Annotated in this window: 14 protein-coding genes; 5 read left to right on the top strand and 9 right to left on the bottom strand. The window is 67.7% G+C overall.

The genetic code is table 11. The annotated features are described in order from the left end of the window. The first annotated feature begins 38 nt into the window (after nucleotides 1-38). The 5 genes from IHD13_RS00960 to IHD13_RS00940 all read left to right on the top strand — a co-directional run bounded on the left by IHD13_RS00960 (nucleotide 39) and on the right by IHD13_RS00940 (nucleotide 7,002). Nucleotides 39-1,208, top strand: coding sequence for an isovaleryl-CoA dehydrogenase (locus tag IHD13_RS00960; protein WP_195859165.1), 1,170 nt, complete (start codon nucleotides 39-41; stop codon nucleotides 1,206-1,208). 38 nt (nucleotides 1,209-1,246) lie between these two features. Then, nucleotides 1,247-2,854, top strand: a complete 1,608-nt coding sequence (locus IHD13_RS00955; protein WP_195859164.1) for a carboxyl transferase domain-containing protein — start codon at nucleotides 1,247-1,249, stop codon at nucleotides 2,852-2,854. Nucleotides 2,855-2,989: 135 nt separating this feature from the next. Then, nucleotides 2,990-3,808, top strand: a complete 819-nt coding sequence (locus IHD13_RS00950; protein WP_195859163.1) for an enoyl-CoA hydratase-related protein — start codon at nucleotides 2,990-2,992, stop codon at nucleotides 3,806-3,808. After that, on the top strand, nucleotides 3,805-5,835 hold the full coding sequence (locus tag IHD13_RS00945) for an acetyl/propionyl/methylcrotonyl-CoA carboxylase subunit alpha (protein WP_195859162.1): 2,031 nt from the start codon (nucleotides 3,805-3,807) through the stop codon (nucleotides 5,833-5,835). The genes IHD13_RS00950 and IHD13_RS00945 overlap by 4 nt, the downstream gene beginning before the upstream one ends. 267 nt (nucleotides 5,836-6,102) lie before the next feature. Further along, nucleotides 6,103-7,002 carry a hydroxymethylglutaryl-CoA lyase gene (locus IHD13_RS00940; protein ID WP_195859161.1) on the top strand — a complete coding sequence of 300 codons (900 nt, stop codon included), beginning with the start codon at nucleotides 6,103-6,105 and terminating at the stop codon, nucleotides 7,000-7,002. Between the two features lie 103 nt (nucleotides 7,003-7,105). Here IHD13_RS00940 and IHD13_RS00935 read toward each other — a convergent pair whose 3' ends face one another. The 9 genes from IHD13_RS00935 to IHD13_RS00895 form a co-directional block, all read right to left on the bottom strand. After that, nucleotides 7,106-7,354: an acyl carrier protein gene (locus IHD13_RS00935; RefSeq protein WP_195859160.1), complete on the bottom strand. Its 249-nt coding sequence runs from the start codon at nucleotides 7,352-7,354 to the stop codon at nucleotides 7,106-7,108. Continuing rightward, nucleotides 7,351-8,625, bottom strand: coding sequence for a dihydrolipoamide acetyltransferase family protein (locus IHD13_RS00930; protein ID WP_195859159.1), 1,275 nt, complete (start codon nucleotides 8,623-8,625; stop codon nucleotides 7,351-7,353). The genes IHD13_RS00935 and IHD13_RS00930 overlap by 4 nt, the downstream gene beginning before the upstream one ends. Next, on the bottom strand, nucleotides 8,622-10,625 hold the full coding sequence (gene pdhA / locus IHD13_RS00925; RefSeq protein WP_195859158.1) for a pyruvate dehydrogenase (acetyl-transferring) E1 component subunit alpha: 2,004 nt from the start codon (nucleotides 10,623-10,625) through the stop codon (nucleotides 8,622-8,624). The genes IHD13_RS00930 and pdhA overlap by 4 nt, the downstream gene beginning before the upstream one ends. Continuing rightward, on the bottom strand, nucleotides 10,622-12,343 hold the full coding sequence (gene acsA / locus IHD13_RS00920) for an acetate--CoA ligase (RefSeq protein WP_195859157.1): 1,722 nt from the start codon (nucleotides 12,341-12,343) through the stop codon (nucleotides 10,622-10,624). The genes pdhA and acsA overlap by 4 nt, the downstream gene beginning before the upstream one ends. Before the next feature lie 240 nt (nucleotides 12,344-12,583). Further along, a complete protein-coding gene (locus IHD13_RS00915) occupies nucleotides 12,584-13,522 on the bottom strand; it encodes a GGDEF domain-containing protein (RefSeq protein ID WP_195859156.1) in 939 nt (312 codons plus the stop codon). A 325-nt stretch (nucleotides 13,523-13,847) separates the two neighbouring features. Next, nucleotides 13,848-14,486 carry a glutathione S-transferase family protein gene (locus IHD13_RS00910; RefSeq protein ID WP_195859155.1) on the bottom strand — a complete coding sequence of 213 codons (639 nt, stop codon included), beginning with the start codon at nucleotides 14,484-14,486 and terminating at the stop codon, nucleotides 13,848-13,850. After that, nucleotides 14,483-15,136 carry a dihydrofolate reductase family protein gene (locus IHD13_RS00905; protein WP_195859154.1) on the bottom strand — a complete coding sequence of 218 codons (654 nt, stop codon included), beginning with the start codon at nucleotides 15,134-15,136 and terminating at the stop codon, nucleotides 14,483-14,485. Before IHD13_RS00905 ends, IHD13_RS00910 begins: the two co-directional genes overlap by 4 nt. 166 nt (nucleotides 15,137-15,302) lie before the next feature. Further along, nucleotides 15,303-17,507, bottom strand: coding sequence for an OsmC domain/YcaO domain-containing protein (locus tag IHD13_RS00900; protein WP_195859153.1), 2,205 nt, complete (start codon nucleotides 17,505-17,507; stop codon nucleotides 15,303-15,305). A gap of 190 nt (nucleotides 17,508-17,697) precedes the next feature. Beyond that, on the bottom strand, nucleotides 17,698-18,084 hold the full coding sequence (locus IHD13_RS00895) for a tautomerase family protein (RefSeq protein ID WP_195859152.1): 387 nt from the start codon (nucleotides 18,082-18,084) through the stop codon (nucleotides 17,698-17,700). Between the last annotated feature and the right edge of the window lie 328 nt (nucleotides 18,085-18,412).

The following is an 18,412-nucleotide window of genomic DNA, read 5'->3' as shown; positions in this document are numbered from 1 at the left end:
CCCCTTTGGCTGAGCCCCTTCGATCCCGGAGACCCATCATGCAGACGCCCTTCCAGCCCCTCGACTTCGGCCTCGACGACGAACTCAACATGCTGCGCGATCAGGTGAATGCCTTCGCCCGGGACGAGATCGCCCCCCGCGCCGCCGAAATCGACGAGAAGAACGAATTCCCCAACGACCTGTGGCGCAAGTTCGGCGACATGGGCCTGCTCGGCATCACCGTGCCGGACGAGGACGGCGGCAGCGGCATGGGCTACCTGGCCCACTGCATCGCCATGGAGGAGATCTCCCGGGCCAGCGCCTCGGTGGGCCTCTCCTATGGCGCCCACTCCAACCTCTGCGTCAACCAGATCAAGCTCAACGGCTCGGCCGAGCAGAAGGCCAGGTACCTGCCCGGGCTGATCAGCGGCGAACACGTCGGCGCCCTGGCCATGTCCGAGCCGGGGGCCGGCTCCGACGTGGTCTCCATGAAGCTGCGCGCCCGCCAGGAGGGCGACAAGTACATCCTCAACGGTAACAAGATGTGGATCACCAACGGCCCCGACGCCGATGTGCTGGTGGTCTACGCCAAGACCGACCCGGACGCCGGTTCCAAGGGCATTACCGCCTTTATCATCGAGAAGGGGTTCAAGGGTTTCTCCACCGCCCAGAAGCTCGACAAGCTGGGCATGCGCGGCTCCAACACCTGCGAGCTGGTGTTCCAGGACTGCGAGGTGCCGGCCGAGAACGTGCTGGGCGAGGTCAACAAGGGCGTGCGGGTGCTGATGAGCGGCCTCGACTTCGAGCGCACCGTGCTGGCCGCCGGTCCCATCGGCATCATGCAGGCCGCCATGGACATCGTGGTGCCCTACCTCCACGAGCGGAAGCAGTTCGGCCAGGCGATCGGCGAATTCCAGCTGGTACAGGGCAAGGTGGCCGACATGTACACCACCCTCAATGCCTGCCGCGCCTACCTCTATGCGGTGGCGGCGGCCTGCGACCGCGGCCAGACCTCCCGCAAGGACGCCGCCGGGGTGATCCTCTACTGTGCCGAGAAGGCCACCCAGGTGGCACTGGACGCCATCCAGCTGCTCGGCGGCAACGGCTATATCAACGAGTACCCGACGGGCCGCCTGCTGCGCGACGCCAAGCTCTACGAGATCGGCGCGGGAACGAGTGAAATTCGCCGCATGCTGATCGGCCGCGAACTCTTCACCGAGTCCGCCTAACCGCCACCGGCCCAGGTCATCGAACACAAGGATCGGCTATGAGCATCCTGAACACCCAGATCAATCCGCGCAGCGAGGCCTTCCAGGCCAACGAAGCGGCCATGCGCCACGAGGTGATGACGCTGCGCGAACTGACCGCGGCGATCAGTCAGGGCGGCGGCGACAAGGCCCGGGCCCGCCACGAGTCCCGCGGCAAGCTGTTCGTGCGCGATCGCATCGACCACCTGATCGACGAGGGCTCGCCCTTCCTCGAGTTTTCGGCGCTGGCCGCCTATCGGGTCTACGAGAGCGAGGTGCCCGCCGCCGGCGTGGTCACCGGCATCGGCCGGGTCTCGGGGGTCGAGTGCGTGATCGTCGCCAACGACGCCACCGTCAAGGGCGGCACCTACTACCCGCTCACCGTCAAGAAGCACCTGCGCGCCCAGGAGATCGCCCGCAAGCATCGCCTGCCCTGTATCTACCTGGTCGATTCCGGCGGTGCCTTCCTGCCCCGCCAGGACGAGGTGTTCCCGGACCGCGACCACTTCGGGCGCATCTTCTACAACCAGGCGACGCTCTCCGCCGAGGGCATCCCGCAGATCGCCGTGGTGATGGGCTCCTGCACCGCCGGCGGCGCCTATGTGCCGGCCATGGCCGACGAGTCGATCATCGTCAAGCAGCAGGGCACCATCTTCCTGGGTGGCCCGCCGCTGGTGAAGGCCGCCACCGGCGAGACCATCAGCGCCGAGGACCTGGGCGGCGCCGATGTCCACGCCAAGCTGAGCGGCGTGGCCGACCACTACGCCGAGAACGACGCCCACGCCCTGCAGCTGGCCCGGGCCTGCGTGTCGCGGCTCAACTGGCAGAAGCGCGGCCGGCTCAAGCTGCAGGAGCCCAAGCCCCCACGCCTCGACCCGGCGGAGCTCTACGGCATCGTCGGCACCGACCTCAAGAAGCCCTTCGACGTGCGCGAGGTGATCGGGCGCATCGTCGACGACTCCGCCTTCGACGAGTTCAAGCGCTACTACGGCGACACCCTGGTCACCGGCTTCGCCCATATCCACGGCCACCCGGTGGGCATCGTCGCCAACAACGGCGTGCTCTTCTCCGAGTCCGCCGTCAAGGGCGCGCACTTTATCGAGCTGTGTGCGCAGAGAAAAATACCGTTGATTTTCCTGCAAAATATCACCGGCTTTATGGTCGGCTCCAAGTACGAGCACGAGGGCATCGCCAAGCACGGCGCCAAGCTGGTCACCGCCGTGGCCTGCGCCAGGGTGCCCAAGTTCACCGTGCTGATCGGCGGCAGCTTCGGCGCCGGCAACTACGGCATGTGCGGCCGCGCCTATGACCCCAACCTGCTGTTTATGTGGCCCAACGCGCGCATCTCGGTGATGGGCGGGGAGCAGGCCGCGGGCGTGCTGGCCCAGGTCAAGCGCGAGCAGCTCGAACGGGAAGGCCAGGCGTGGAGCGCGGAAGACGAGGAGGCCTTCAAGCGGCCCACCCGGGAGCAGTACGAGCACCAGGGCCACCCCACCTACGCCAGCGCCCGGCTGTGGGACGACGGCGTGATCGACCCGGCCCAGACCCGCGACGTGCTGGGCCTATCCCTGGCCGCGGCCATGAACGCCGAGATCGAGGACACCAAATTCGGCGTCTTCCGGATGTAGTCCCCTTGCTACGCAAGGGAGCTGGAAGCTCGAAGCTATAAGCTGGAAGTCTCCTCCACACGCCCTGGAGGAAAACTCCCGGGGTTTCTTCCAGCTTCAAGCTTCCGGCTTCAAGCTCTAATTACGAGGTCTGCTATGTCAGAGACACCCTGCTCCAGCCTGACCCTCGATGCCCGCGGCGTGGCCTGGCTGACGCTGAACCGCCCCGCGGTGCACAACGCCTTCGACGACGGCCTGATCAAAGAGCTCAATGGCCACCTGGCGCACCTGCACGAGGCCGCCACCCGCGGCGAGGTGCGGGTGGTGGTGCTGGGGTCCGAGGGCAAGAGCTTCTCCGCCGGGGCCGACCTGGGCTGGATGAAGCGCATGGTCGAGTACGACGTCGAGGGCAACCTGGCCGACTCCCGCAAGCTCTCGCAGCTGATGCACGGCCTCGACACCCTGCCCTGCCCCACCGTCTGTCGGGTGCAGGGGGCCGCCTTCGGCGGCGCCGTGGGGCTGGCCGCCTGCTGCGATATCGTCATCGCCTCCGAGAAGGCCAGGTTCTGCCTCTCCGAGGTGAAGATCGGCCTCTCGCCGGCGGTGATCAGTCCCTATGTGCAGCGTGCCCTGGGCCCGCGCCAGATGCGCCGCTACGCCCTGACCGCCGAGGTCATGGACGCCGCCACCGCCCAGGCCCTGGGCCTGGCGCACCAGGTGGTGGCCCCCGAGTCACTCGATGCCGCCGTGACCGCCATGCTCGATACCCTGCTGGCCGGCTCGCCCCAGGCCCAGCGCGCCACCAAGGCGCTGCTCGGCGTGGTGGCCCGGGAGCCCGACTCTGAGGCCACCCGCGAGCACACCTGCCGGGTGATCAGCGAACTTCGCGTCAGCCCCGAAGGCCAGGAAGGGCTGGCCAGCTTCTTCGACAAGCGCGCCCCGCGCTGGACGCCCCATAAGGACAACGCCTCATGAGCCTCTCTCGCTTCGATACCCTGCTCGTGGCCAACCGCGGCGAGATCGCCTGCCGGGTGATGCGCACCGCACGCGCCATGGGCCTGCGCACCATCGCCGTCTACTCCGACGCCGACGCCAATGCCCGCCATGTCCGCGAGGCCGACGAGGCCGTGCGCCTGGGCCCCGCCGCCGCCCGCGACAGCTACCTCAAGGTCGAGGCGGTGATCGAGGCGGCCCGGCGCACCGGCGCCGGCGCCATTCACCCCGGCTATGGCTTCCTCTCCGAGAACGGCCCTTTCGTCGAGGCCCTCGACACCGCCGGCATCACCTTCGTCGGCCCACCCGCCTCGGCCATCGCCGCCATGGGCGACAAGTCCGCCGCCAAGGCGCGCATGCAGGCCGCCGGCGTGCCCCTGGTGCCCGGCTACCACGGCGACGACCAGGATGACGCCCTGCTCAAGGCCGAGGCCGACAAGATCGGCTACCCGGTGCTGCTCAAGGCCAGCGCCGGCGGTGGCGGCAAGGGCATGCGGGTGGTGGAATCCGCCGCCGCCTTCCAGGCCGCCCTGGACGGCTGCCGCCGCGAGTCCCGCGCCGCCTTCGGCGACGACCGCATGCTGATCGAGAAGTACCTGACCCAGCCCCGCCACGTGGAGGTGCAGGTGTTCTGCGACAGCCACGGCGGCGCCGTCTACCTCTTCGAGCGGGACTGCTCGGTGCAGCGCCGCCACCAGAAGGTGCTGGAAGAGGCCCCGGCCCCGGGCATGACCGCCTCGCTGCGTCGCGAGATGGGCGAGGCCGCGGTGCGCGCCGCCAAGGAGATCGGCTATGTGGGCGCCGGCACGGTCGAATTTCTCCTCGATGCGGATGGCTCCTTCTACTTTATGGAGATGAACACCCGCCTGCAGGTGGAGCACCCGGTCACCGAGATGATCACCGGCCAGGACCTGGTCGAGTGGCAACTGCGGGTGGCCATGGGCGAGCGGCTGCCGCTGGCCCAGGACGAACTGACCCTCAGCGGCCATAGCTTCGAGGCGCGCCTCTACGCCGAGGACCCGGCCCAGGACTTCCTGCCCGCCACCGGGCGGCTGACCCGCTTCGCCCTGGACCTGGCAGGGGCCGGCCTCGATCCGGTTCGCGTGCGCCTGGACAGCGGCGTGGAGAGCGGTGACGAAGTCTCCATGCACTACGACCCCATGCTCGCCAAGCTGATCGTCCATGGCGGCGACCGGGATCAGGCCCTGGCCACCCTCAACCGGGCCCTGGCCGCACTCGACGTGCAAGGCGTGGTCACCAACCGTGGCTTCCTGCAGCGCCTGGCCGGCCACCCGGCCTTCAAGGCCTGCGAGCTGGACACCCGCTTTATCGAACGTCACGAAGCCAGCCTCTTCGCCCCCCAGGCCTACCGGGTGGAGGAGTACGCCGGCGCCGCCCTGATCGGCCTCGACCAGTTGGCCCGGGAGTACGAGAGCCGCTCCCCCTGGGACCGCCACGACGGCTTCCGCCTCAACGCCCCCCACACCATCCGGCTCGCCCTCGGCGACCCCGCCGACGCCAACGACAGCGAGGCCGTCCCGGTGGTGGTGGAAGGCCGCCGCGAGGGCGACGCCGACGCCTGGCAGCTGACCATCGGCGGAGAGACCCTCACCGCGCGCCTCGAGCGCCTGGCCGGCGACGCCGTGGCGGTGACCCTGAACGGCCACCGCCGCCGCCTCCAGGCCCGGCTGGTAGATAACAGCCTGGTGGTGATGGCCGACCCCCAGGGCGAGACCCGCCTGCACTGGCGGCGCATCGACGGCATTGATCACGGCCACCACGAGGCGGAATCGACCCTCACCGCGCCCATGCACGGCACCGTGGTCGCGCTGCTGGTGGAACCCGGCCAGGCGGTGGAGAAAGGCATGCCGCTGATGGTCATGGAAGCGATGAAGATGGAACACACCCTGACCGCCCCCGCCGACGGCCAGGTGGAAAGCTTCCACTTCGCCGCCGGCGACACCGTCGGCCAGGGCGATGTGCTGCTCGAATTTGCCGCTCAGGAGTGATACCGCGCCGAGCGCCAAGCGCTTCGATAGGTATCGTCGCCTGGTAGGAGCCCGCTTCAGCGGGCGAAGGGCGCCGCAGACGCCTGACCTTATCAGGCACCAAGGCAAGCGGCGCCGGGGACAGGTCGAAGAGGGGGGCCTATGCCATGGATGGCATCGGTAGCGCCCAGGGAGGGGTTCACAGCGCCCCGATGAGTCCTGTCCTCGGGTAAGCCGCGGCTCGTAGGCAGATTATCGGCTCCTCGTGAGCAAGACAGGAGAAGACTCATGGCATTTCCCACTCAGGTGCGCCTGGTCGAGGTCGGCCCCCGGGACGGCCTCCAGAACGAGGCCGAGCCCATCGCCACGGCCACCAAGCTGGCGTTGATCGACCGACTCGGCGCGGCGGGCCTGACCCATATCGAGGCGGCCAGCTTCGTCTCCCCCAAGTGGGTGCCGCAGATGGCCGATCACCGGGAGGTGATGCTGGGCCTGACCCGCCGCCCCGGCGTCGTCTACTCGGCGCTGACCCCCAACCTCAAGGGGCTGGAAGCGGCCCTGGCGTGCGGCACCGAGGAGGTCGCGGTGTTCGGCGCCGCCTCCGAGGCCTTCTCCCAGAAGAACATCAACTGCTCGGTGGCCGAATCGCTGGAGCGCTTCGCCCCGGTGCTGGCTCGTGCCCAGGAAGCCGGCGTGCGGGTGCGCGGCTACGTCTCCTGCGTGCTCGGCTGCCCCTACGAGGGCGAGATCGCCCCCGCCAGGGTCGCCGAGGTCAGCAAGGCACTGCTCGACATGGGCTGCTACGAGATCTCGCTGGGCGACACCATCGGCGTCGGCACCCCGCTCAAGGCCAAGCGCATGCTCGAGGCCGTGGCCAGGGAAGTCCCCATGGCGAAGCTCGCCGCCCACTTCCATGACACCTACGGCCAGGCGATTGCCAACCTTTACGCCGTGCTGGAGGAAGGCGTGGCGGTCATCGACAGCTCGGTGGCGGGCCTGGGGGGCTGCCCCTACGCGAAAGGCGCCTCCGGCAATGTGGCCAGCGAAGACGTGGTCTACCTGCTCCAGGGCCTCGGCATCGAGACCGGCATCGACCTCGACAAGCTGGCCGCCACCGGCACCTGGATCACCCAGGCCATCGGCCGCCCCAACCGCGCCAAGGTGGGCGTGGCCCTGGCCGCCAAGTAATCACACGACACAAGGACGCGCCCCCGAGCCGGTCAGCCGGCTCGGGGGCGTTGGCGTTCTCGGCCGCCCTCGTCGGCCATCAGCGCTCCAGCCGGGGCTCCAGCTATGTCTCCAGCTGTGTCTCCAGATAGTCCAGCAGCGCCTGGAGGCTGTGCAGCCCCGCGTAATCGCTCTCGGGAATGCTCACCCCCAGGCGCTGGTGCAGCGCCGTCAGCAGGTTCAAGGCATCCATGGAATCGAGGTCGTACTCGTCCCGCAGCCGGGCCCGGTCATCGAAGTGGGCCGTGTCGATGTCCGGGGCGATGGTGGTTAGCTCCTCGAGCACGAGGGCACGCAGCTGATCTCTGTTCACAGGGCCTCCGGGTGTTGCAGTTGGGCATCGATCTCATTGAGAAACTGGGCCCCCAGGTGGCCATCGCAGACGCGGTGGTCGGCGGCCAGGCTGACATCCACCGCCAGGCGCACCGCCAGCAGCTCGTCCACCGCCATGGGGCGCCGGCGCGGGGAGCCGAAGCCGATCATCGCCACCTGAGGGGGATGAATCACCCCATAGACGGTATCCACGCCACGCTCGCCCAGCGCCGTTACCGTGGCCGTGGGGCTGCCGATCTCGGAGGCCCGCAGGCCGCCGCGGCGGGCGCGCTGCACCAGGTCCTGCAGCCGCGTCATCAGCGTCGGCAGGTCCAGGGTCGCGGCATCGGCCAGGGCCGGGGCGATCAGGCCGCCGCCGCGCAGGTGAATGGCCATGCCCAGGTCGACCCGCTCGGCGCCCTGGAAACCCTGCTCGCCGTAATGGCCATTGAGATCCGGATAGCGCACCAGGGCCCGGGCGGTCGCCTTCATCAGCAGGGCGGACATCAGCAACCGGGCCTCCGGGGGCCGCTCCCGGTTGTAGTCGGTAAGCCAGCGCTCGGCGGCGTGCAGATCCACGGTGGTGGCCAGGTAGTAGTGAGGGATCTCGCGCTTGGCACGGCTCATGGTGGCGGCGATGGCGCGGCGCATCTCGTCAGGGTCGAAGCCGCCCCGGGTCACGGGACGGGGCACACCGCCGGCGACCTGCTCGAGATCGCGCAGCACGATGGCCCCCTCGGGCCCGCTGCCACCGAGGGAGGTCAGCGCCACGCCGAGCTCCCTCGCCCGGCGCCGGGCGGCCGGCGAGGCCATGACCCGGCCGTCTGCCGCCACCGGTGCCGTGGCGGGCGCGGCGACCGGCTCAGGGCGCGGGGGCGGCGCCGTGGCGGGTGCGACAACCGGCTCAGGGCGTGGGGGCGGCGCCGTGGCGGGAGCCGCCCCCTCGGCGGTGGGCGTTGCCACAGCGGCAGGAGCCTCAGTGGCAGGAATCTCGGCGGCGGGAATCTCGGCAGCGGGAATCTCGGTGATTATCCGCTCGCCGCTGCCGATGCGGGCCAGGGGCGTGCCCACCGGCACCTTGGTGTCCGGCGCCACATAGCAGGCCTCCACCACGCCGCTTTCGAACACCTCCACATCGATGGCGCCCTTGGCGGTCTCCACCACGGCGACCACCTGCCCTTTCGTCACCCGGTCGCCCGGCGCCACCTGCCACGCCACCAGGGTGCCCGCCTCCATGTCGGCACCCAGCGAAGGCATCAGGAAATCGCTCATGGAGCGGCCCCCAGGGCCCGGCGGGCCGCGGCCAGGATATCCGCCACCTGGGGCAGCGCGGCATGCTCCAGATGCTGCGGGTAGGGAATGGGGATCTCGTCGCTGCAGACCCGCTCGATGGGGGCATCCAGCGACCAGAAGGCCTGCTCGGCGAGAATGGCGGCGAGTTCGCCGGCCAGGCTGCCGGTCTTCCATCCTTCGTCGACGATCACCGCCCGGTGGGTGCGGCCCACCGAGTCGAGCAGCGTCGCCGTGTCCAAGGGGCGCAAAACACGCAGATCCACCACCTCGGCCTCGATGCCCTCCTCGGCCAGGGCCTCGGCCGCCTCCAGGGTCTTGGGCAGGCTGCCGCCGTAGGTGATCAGGCTGAGATCGCGCCCCGGGCGGCGAATGGCGGCGCGTTCGATATCCACCCCCTGGGGGCAAGGGGCCAGCTCCCCTTCCCGGTTATAGAGCATCACATGCTCGAAGATCAGCACCGGGTTGGGGTCCTGCAGCGCCGCCCAGAGCATATAGCGGGCATCCTCCAGGGTGCCGGGGGCCAGCACCCTGAGCCCCGGCACATGGGCATACCAGTGCTCCAGGCTGTGGGAGTGCTGGGCGGCCACCTGGCGGCCGGCGCCGGTGGCCATGCGAATCACCAGGGGCACGGCGAACTCGCCGCCGGACATGTGCAGCAGGGTCGCCGCCGTATTGACGATCTGATCCATGGCCAGCAGGCTGAAGTTCACCGTCATGATCTCGACGATGGGGCGCGCCTCCCCCAGCGCCGCGCCGATGCCGGCCCCGGTGAAACCGTTCTCGGCCAGCGGGGTATCGCGAATGCGCTCGGGGCCGAAGCGCTCCAGCAGGCCACGGCTGACCGCATAGCAGCCGCCGTAGTGGCCGATGTCCTCGCCCATCAGGAAGACCCGCGGGTCGTGCTCCAGGGCCTCGATCAGCCCGAGCCGGAAGGCCTCGCGGAAACTCATCGCCTGCGGCGCGGCCTCGGCGGCGGGCGGCGGCACCGGCGCCTCCCCTGCCTCGCGCAGCACATGCTCGAAACGACTGGCCTCGGGCTCCCACTCCGCCGCCTCGGCGAAGGCCACGGCCCGCTCCACCTCGTCGGCGATCTCGGCCTCGAGTGCGGCAAGCTCCTCCTCGCGCAGAAGCCCCGACTGCTGCATCCAGTCCGATAGCCGCGGGATGGGGTCGCGCTGCTTCCACTCCTCCACCTCGGCCTTGTCCCGATAGAGCTCCGGGTCGAACATCGAATGGGCCCGGAAACGGTAGGTGCGGCACTCCAGAAAGCGCGGCCCGTCCCCTGAACGCAGCGCCGCCAGCAGCCGCGCGCTGGCCGACTCCACCCGGGCGATGTCCATGCCATCGACGCACTCCGCGGGCACCCCCAGCGCCTCGGCCTTGCGATGAATCTCGGTCTGGGCGTGGGCATAACGCAGCGCCGTGCCCATGGCATAGAGGTTGTTCTCGCAGACGAAGAGCACCGGCAACTGCCAGAGCGCCGCCAGGTTGAGGCTCTCGTAGAAGGCCCCCTCGGCGGCGGCGCCGTCGCCGAAGAAACAGACGGTGACCCGGTGTCGCCCGGCGAGCTTGTCGGCCAGGGCCAGGCCGACCGCCAGCGGCAGGCCACCGGCGACGATGGCATTGCCGCCGACGAAGCGGGCGGCGGCATCGAAGAGGTGCATGGAACCGCCCCGCCCCATGCTGCAACCGGCCTGCTTGCCATACATCTCGGCCATCACCCGCTCCATGGGAATGCGGTTGAGCAGCGCATGGCCGTGCTCCCGATAGGTGGAGACCACCGCATCGTCGGGGGCAAGCCCATGCATCACCCCGGTGCCCACCGCCTCCTCGCCGATGCAGACATGCAGGAAGCCGCGAATCTTCTCCTGGGTATAGAGCTCCACGCAGCGCTCCTCGAAGCGGCGGATGCGCAGCATCTGGCGCAACAGATCGAACAGGTGCGCCCGTGATAGGCGTGGCTTGTCGGCGATGTTCATTCCCGGCCTCCTTCCAGCGTCGAGGTGTCGCCTTCCGGCAGCCCCAGCTCCCGGGCGCGCAGCAGGCGCCGCATGATCTTGCCGCTGCGGGTGCTGGGCAAACGGTCGCGAAACTCCACCTGGCGGGGCGCCACCGCCGGTCCCAGGCGCTTGCGGGCCAGGGCCAGGATCTCCTTGCGCAGGGCCTCGTCGGGGGCATGGCCGGGCTTGAGGGAGACGAAGGCCTTGACCGTTTCGCCGGCGACCTCGTCGGGCACGCCGATCACCCCGGCCTCGGCCACCGCCGGGTGCTCCATCAGCACGCTCTCCACCTCGAAGGGGCCGATCAGGTGCCCGGAGGACTTGATCACATCATCGGCCCGGCCGATGAACCAGTAGTAGCCCTCGGCATCGCGACGGGCCAGGTCGCCGGTAAGGTACCAGGCCCCGGCGAAGCACTGGCGGTAGCGGGCCTTTTCGTGGAGGTAGCCGCGAAACATCGAGGGCCAGGGGGTCTTGAGCACCAGCTCGCCGGTTTCGTCCGGGGTCTCGATCAGCTCGATGCCAGCGCCGGTGCGCCGGGCCACCCCCGCCTCGATGCCCGGCATGGGCCGGCCCATGGAGCCGGGCTTGATCGGCAGGCTGGCGAAGTTGGCGATCATGATGCCGCCGGTCTCGGTCTGCCACCAGTTATCGTGGAAGGGCAGCCCTAGGGTCGCTCGGCCCCAGTGCACCGCCTCCGGGTTCAGGGGCTCGCCGACGCTGGCCAGGAAGCGCAGGCTCGAGAGATCATGGCGGCGCGCCAGCTCCGGCCCCACCCGCATCAGCATGCGAATGGCGGTGGGGGCGGTGTACCAGACCGCCACCTTCTGCTCCTGGAGGATGCGGTACCAGCGCTCGGCGTCGAACTCCTCCTCGTCCACCACCAGGGTCACGCCATTGGTCAGCGGCGCGATGATCCCGTAGGAGGTGCCGGTGACCCAGCCCGGGTCGGCGGTGCACCAGTAGATATCGCCGGGGTGCAGGTCGAGGGCGTAGTGGCCAGTGACATGATGGGCCACCACCGCCTCATGCACATGAATGGCCCCCTTGGGCCGCCCCGTGGTGCCGCTGGTGAAGTGCAGCAGCGCCGGATCCTCCGGCGCCATGGGCCGGGTCGCGTAGTCCGGCGACTGCGCGTCCAGGGCCGGGCCCACCGCCAGGGTGCCCGGCGGCGCCTCCTCCACCTCGCCGATCAACAGCACCTGCTTGACCGAGAGCGTCAGGTGCAGCCAGTCGGCCAGCTTGCGGCGATAGAGACGCTCGGTGGTGACGATCACCACGGGCTCGCCGATCTCCACCCGGGAGCGGATCGGCTCCGGCCCGAAGGCGGAGAAGAGCGGCGTGAAGACGCCGCCGAGCTTTAGCGTGCCCAGGGCGGCGGCGTAGAGGTCGGGGATGCGATGGGCCAGGCAGTAGACGCCATCGCCGGGCTTGACCCCCAGGGATGCCAGGAGGTTGGCGAAGCGATTGGCCCGCTCGGTGAGGGCGCGATAGCTGATATCGACCGCCTCCCCCTCCCGGGGCAGGAAGCGGATCGCCGCCTGCTCGGCGGTGGGGGTATCGAGATGACGATCCAGCGCCGCGTGGGCGATATTGATGCCGCCACCCGGCATGGCGGGAAGCCAGGTGCGGGCGTCGTGCCAGTCGAACGACGCCCGGGCGGCGGCGTAATCGGGAAGCGTCGGGGTCAGGCGCATCGGCCACCTCCACGGGTCGTGGTGCAAGAGCCAGTCAGGCGCCTCTCCTTGCCCAAACGACGCGGCGTTGGCGGGCCCGGCTCGGCGTTACTCCAGCGTAGTACGCTTCTTCGCCCCCTCTCCATGATGAAGGTCAAGAGCGCCCATGATGAAGGTCAAGGGCCGCGCCCCAAACGCAAAACCCCCGAGCCGGATCACCGACTCGGGGGTTTGCAGGGTCTCGCCAGCACGGCGGGGGGATCACTCCGCGATAATGCGATCCCGCCCGGCCTGCTTGGCACGATAGAGCCGCCGGTCCGCCGTTTCCACCAGCCAGGCCGGGGTCACCTCTTCCGAGGGCAGCGCCGTGGCCACCCCCATGCTGACGGTCACGAAGCGCGAGACCTGGGAGGCCGGGTGCGCAATGGCCGCCTCGGCGATCAATGCCCGGCAGCGCTGCGCCACCCGCAGGGCGGCGTCGTGATCCGTCTCCGGCAGCACCAGGGCAAACTCCTCGCCGCCGAATCGCGCCAAGAGGTCCCGCGGCCGCAGGGCCGAGGCGCCGAGGATCTGCGCCACCTGCCGCAGGCAGTCGTCGCCCGCCAGGTGGCCATGGCAGTCGTTGAACTGCTTGAAGCAGTCGATATCCAGCATGATCAACGACAGCGGCTGGCCGCCGCGCCGCCCGCTCGCCCACTCCGTCTCCAGCACGGCATCGAGCCGGCGCCGATTGGCCGCGCCGGTCAGGCCATCCTGGAAGGAGAGCGCCTCGAGCTCCTGCTGAACGCGCAACAGCGCTTCCTCGGTCTTCTTGCGCTCGCTGATATCGAACATAAAGCCGATCAGCGCCTCCACCTGGCCCTCGGCATCGCGCACCACATGCACCACGTCGCGAATCCACACGTAGCTGCCGTCCGCCTTCAGGGCACGGTAGTCCGCCTCATGATCGACCCCCGCCTTGGACTGGGCGACGCAGAAGTTCACGACCCGCTCCCGATCCTCCGGGTGCATGCGCTCGACCCAGTCGTCGATGCTGACCCAGCTTCCCTGGGGCCAGCCCAGCAAGCGCTCGATCTGGGGGCCGATATAGGCAAAGCGCAGGCCATCCCAATCGATCTTCCAGGGAATGGCCTGGGTCGACTCCAGCAGCGTCTTGTAGACGGCGGGGTCGACATTCATCGCTGCGGCATCATCACTCATGGCGCCTCCAACGAGCGGCTATCAAGTGGCCCGATGGAGACCTTCTCGAAGCCCTGGCGACTGAACAGCTCGATCGCCGACCTGAGGATGCGCCCCCGGGATCGCGCCTTGTGGTTTACCGAGTAGGGCATGGCGACCTCAGACTCCCCCGCTGAATATTACCTTGATCATATCAAGCCCGGTGCTAGCGTGGCATAACCCCAAGCTGCTCAATACCTTACCATGCAATCACCGCTAGTCATCACCGGCATGGGCATGATCAGTCCCCTCGGTGCGTCGTCAAGGCGGGCTGGGAGCGCCTCCTCGCCGGCCGCGTCGAGCGCCCTCAGCCCGCCGCGGCGAAATGCGCCATCTGGTCGGCATGCGCCTTGATGAAGGCCGGGCGGGCGGTGGCCCGCGCGACATAGCCTCGACAGGCCGGGGAGTCCGCCAGCCCATCGAACCGGTCGATGAGGCGCAGCACATCCGCCATGGCGATATCGGCGATGGAGAAGCTCCCGGCCAGCCATTCGCGCCCGCCCAGGAGCGACTCCAGGTGCTGGAGCCGGGACGCCAGGAACCTCTCCAGCGCCTGCCTGCCCGCGGTGTCCTCGGTATCGCCGGTGAACCGGTACAACGACCAGGGCAGGCTCGCCATCTCGACCGAGTTGAGCGCCGCGAACAACCACTCGATAACCTCGCCGCGACGGCGCGGGTCGGCGGGCATCAGCGCGTCACTGCGCCCGCCCAGATGCAGCAGGATCGCACCGCTCTCGAAGATCGAGCGGTCGCCATCGGTCAACCAGGGTACCTGCCCGAAGGGTTGATGGCGGTAATGCTCGGCCTCCCGGGAGCGAAACGGCACGCTCTCGACGCGATAGGGCAAGCCGGCCTCTTCCAGCGCCCAGCGCACCCGCAGGTCGCGCACATAGCCCCGCGGCATCTCGGGGACCCAATCGAAGGTGGTGAGGATCAGGTCGGTCATTCGGCACTCCTTCTGAGGACGGCATGGGTGACCCTGTCGGTCGCCACCCGCTCCACGCACCGATAACCGAGGGCGCGCATGTCGATATCGGCGAACAGACGCTCCCCTGCGCCGAGCAGAACAGGCGCGATGGCAAGATGGAGTTCGTCGACCAATCGTGCGCTCAGGTACTGTTGAATCGTGGCCACGCCGCCGCCGAGGCGCACATCCCTGTCCCCGGCGGCTTCGCGGGCGCGCTCCAGGGCCTCATGGATGCCTTCCGTGACGAAGTGAAACGTCGTGCCGCCGGCCATCTCGATGGGGTCGCGAGCATGATGCGTCAGCACGAAGACCGGCGCGTGAAACGGCGGGGTGTCCCCCCACCACCCCTTCCACGCCTGGTCCTGCCAGGGGCCGCGCTCGGGGCCGAACATATGGCGCCCCATGATCCAGGCGCCGACGTTCTCGAAGCCGCGGGCCACCAAGTCGTCGTCTATCCCGGTTTCACCGCTTTCATTACCCAGCACGCGCCGCTGGAAGGTCGCCGTCGCGAACTGCCAATCCTGATTCTCCAGGCCGTTGAGGCCCATCGGGTGCTCCAGGCTCTGCTCCGGGCCGGCGGCAAACCCATCGAGCGACAGGCCGAAGCATGACACGCGTAGCTGACTCATCGCGATCTCCTGAACGAGGGCAATACACGAACAGTAGTCGAGCGAGACCCTGGGATCTCGACATCCCAGCAAGTAGGAAAACAGTCGGCCGGTACGCCAAAACACCGCGCCCCGGGCCAGGTGAGCTGGCCCGGGGCGCTGCGTGTGGCTGTGATGCCTGAGTGACTTACCCCGCCCCCCCTGCCCTGGCGGCGCGATGCGCGTGCAGTTTCTTGTAGCTCTCGATCAGCCGCTGGTGCTTCTCCAGGCCCTCCAGCTCCATGCTGGTGGGGGTCAGGCCGTGGAAGCGCACGCTGCCGTTCACCGAGCCGACCACCGCCTCCATGGTTTCCTCGCCGAACATGCGGCGCAAGTTATAGAGGAAGTCATCGAGCTCCAGCTCGTCATCCAGGACGATCTCCAGCACCGCGCTCACCGCCTGGTAGAAGAGCCCGCGCTCGACGGTGTTGTCGTTGAACTGCTGGAACATCTCGACCCGCTCCAGGGCCTCCTCGTGCTGGCCCAAGGCCAGGTTGATCAGCAGCTTCAGTTCGAGAATGGTCAGCTGGCCCCAGACGGTATTCTCGTCGAACTCGATACCGATCAGGGTGATGATATCGATGTGCTCGTCGAGCTGGCTCTCCTCCAGGCGCTCGAGCAGGTCGGCCAGTTGGTCGTCGTTCAGGCGGTGGAGATTGAGGATATCCTCCCGGTACTCGAGCGCCTTGTTGGTGTTGTCCCAGATCAGGTCCTCCACCGGATAGACCTCGGAGAAATCCGGCACCAGGATGCGGCACACCGGCGCGCCTAGGTCCTCATGGACAGCCATGTAGGCCTCCTTGCCCAGCTCTTCGAGGATGCCGAACAGGCCAGCGGCCTCCTCCTCGTTGCTGCCCGAGAAGTCCCACTCGACGAACTCCACGTCCGCCTTGCTGCTGAAGAAGCGCCAGGAGATCACCCCGGAGGAGTCAATAAAATGCTCGACGAAGTTATTGGGCTCGGTCACCGCCAGGGAGCTGAAGGTAGGCGGCATGAAATCGTTCAGCCCCTCGAAGCTGCGCCCCTGCAGCAGCTCGGTAAGGCTGCGCTCGAGGGCCACCTCGAAGCTCGGGTGGGCGCCGAAGGAGGCGAAGACCCCGCCGGTCTTGGGGTTCATCAGGGTCACGCACATCACCGGGAACTGGCCGCCCAGGGAGGCATCCTTGACCAGCACCGGGAAGCCCTGGGCCTCCAGCGCCTCGATGCCCTCGAGGATCGCCGGGTACTGCTTCAGCACCTCCAGGGGCACGTCAGGCAGGGTGATCTCCTCCTCGATGATCTGGCGCTTCACCGCCCGCTCGAAGATCTCCGAGAGGCACTGCACCTGGGCCTCGGGCAGGGTGTTGCCCGCGCTCATGCCGTTGCTGAGGTAGAGGTTCTCGATCAGGTTGGAGGGGAAGTAGACCGTTTCGCCATCCGACTGACGCACGAAGGGCAGCGAGACGATGCCCCGCTCCGCCTTGCCGGAGTTGGTGTCGATCAGGTGCGAGCCGCGCAGCTCGCCGTCCGGGTCGTAGATCTCGCGGGTGTAGTCGTCGAGGATCGCCTCCGGTAGCTCGTCGTTCGGCCCCGGCTGGAACCACCGCTCGTTGGGGTAGTGAACGAAGTCGCTATTGGCGATCTCCTCGCCGAAGAACTGATCGTTATAGAAGAAGTTGCAGCTCAAGCGCTCGATGAATTCGCCCAGCGCCGAGCACAGCGCGCTCTCCTTGGTGGCGCCCTTGCCGTTGGTAAAGCACATCGGCGAGGCGGCATCGCGGATATGCAGCGACCACACATGGGGCACGATATTGCGCCAGGAGGCGATCTCGATCTTCATGCCGAGATCGGCGAGGATCTTGGTCATATTGGCGATGGTCTGCTCCAGCGGCAGATCCTTGCCCTCGATCCAGGTGCTGCCCTCGCCTTTCGCATCACCCGACGGCTTGCCCAGCAGCAAGGCCTGGGCATCCTCGTCCAGGTTCTCCACCACCTCGAGTTGGAATTCCGGACCGGTCTGCACCACCTTCTTCACGGTGCAACGGTCGATGGAGCGCAGGATGCCCTCGCGATCCTTGTCGGAAATGGACTCCGGCAGCTCGATCTGGATCTTGAAGATCTGCTTGTAGCGATTCTCCGGGTCGACGATATTGTTGTGCGCCAGGCGGATATTCTCGGTGGGAATATCCCGCGCATTGCAGTAGACCTTGACGAAATAGGCCGCGCACATCGCCGACGACGCCAGGAAGTAGTCGAAGGGCCCCGGGGCCGAGCCGTCGCCCTTGTAGCGGATCGGCTGGTCGGAGATGACGGTGAAGTCGTCGAACTTCGCCTCCAGCCGGAGGTTATCGAGATAATTGACCTTAATTTCCATTGACAAAGCACCGGATCTATGAATGTCGGCGGGCCCCGAGGGCGCGTAACCTGCCATTATCCAGCTTTTCCCGCCACCCGTCTCGGGGGGCTGGCTAAAAATTCACCGGCGCCCCGCCGACCACGATCAAGCCTCCCGCCACCGGGCCGCTGCCTCCGCCAAACACCAGGCTGCCTGGCTGCCACGCGACTCACACCTCGATGGAATACTTGAGATCCCGTGCCTCGTCACCGGTCATGCCACGAAAGCCCCAGCAGTGCGCCGGCTGCTCCTTGATCGTCACTTCGATATCCGCGGGGGCGATACCCAGCTCCGACTCAATCTCTCTGAACAGCGCCTTGATCAGTGCCTTCTGCGTCTCCACGGTACGCCCCTGCATCATATTGATCTCGATGACCGTATAGGCGGGCGTCCTGCCACCCGGGTAATAGAAATCCTCGGCATCCATCGGCATAAAGCGGTGCGCCCGCTTGTCCTCCGGCATGCCCAGCACGGACCGCATGCAGCCGTGAATCACCTCGGACAGCCGGGCCTTGAGCGGATTGAGGTATTCCTTGATTCCATAGACGACGATCATAATCCCGCCTTATTCACGAAGGTACCGAATCGCGCGTTATGACCCCATGGCTTGTCGGCTGCGCTTGCCACCAGCAGCGGTTGTCGCCTGAAGGGCACTCCACTTATTTCTTCCGAGCAGCCTTGATGGGCTCTTTTATATCGTTCAGGCATAGATGATGGCCATCCAGGCAGCCGTGCTCGCCGGCCATCATTATGATCAGGGAAAACGCATGAAAAAACCTACACCGCGAGAATGTCCGCCAGATAGGCCTCATCCAGCGCGGCTTTCTTCTGCTTCCGCCGGATTCCGCCTTTGAAACGCTTCTCTCCCTTGAGGTAATTCAAGG

Origin of the sequence: Halomonas sp. 328 (genome assembly GCF_015645095.1) — a bacterium.
GTDB lineage: Bacteria > Pseudomonadota > Gammaproteobacteria > Pseudomonadales > Halomonadaceae > Bisbaumannia.
This window is presented reverse-complemented; position numbering and strand designations above follow the sequence as displayed.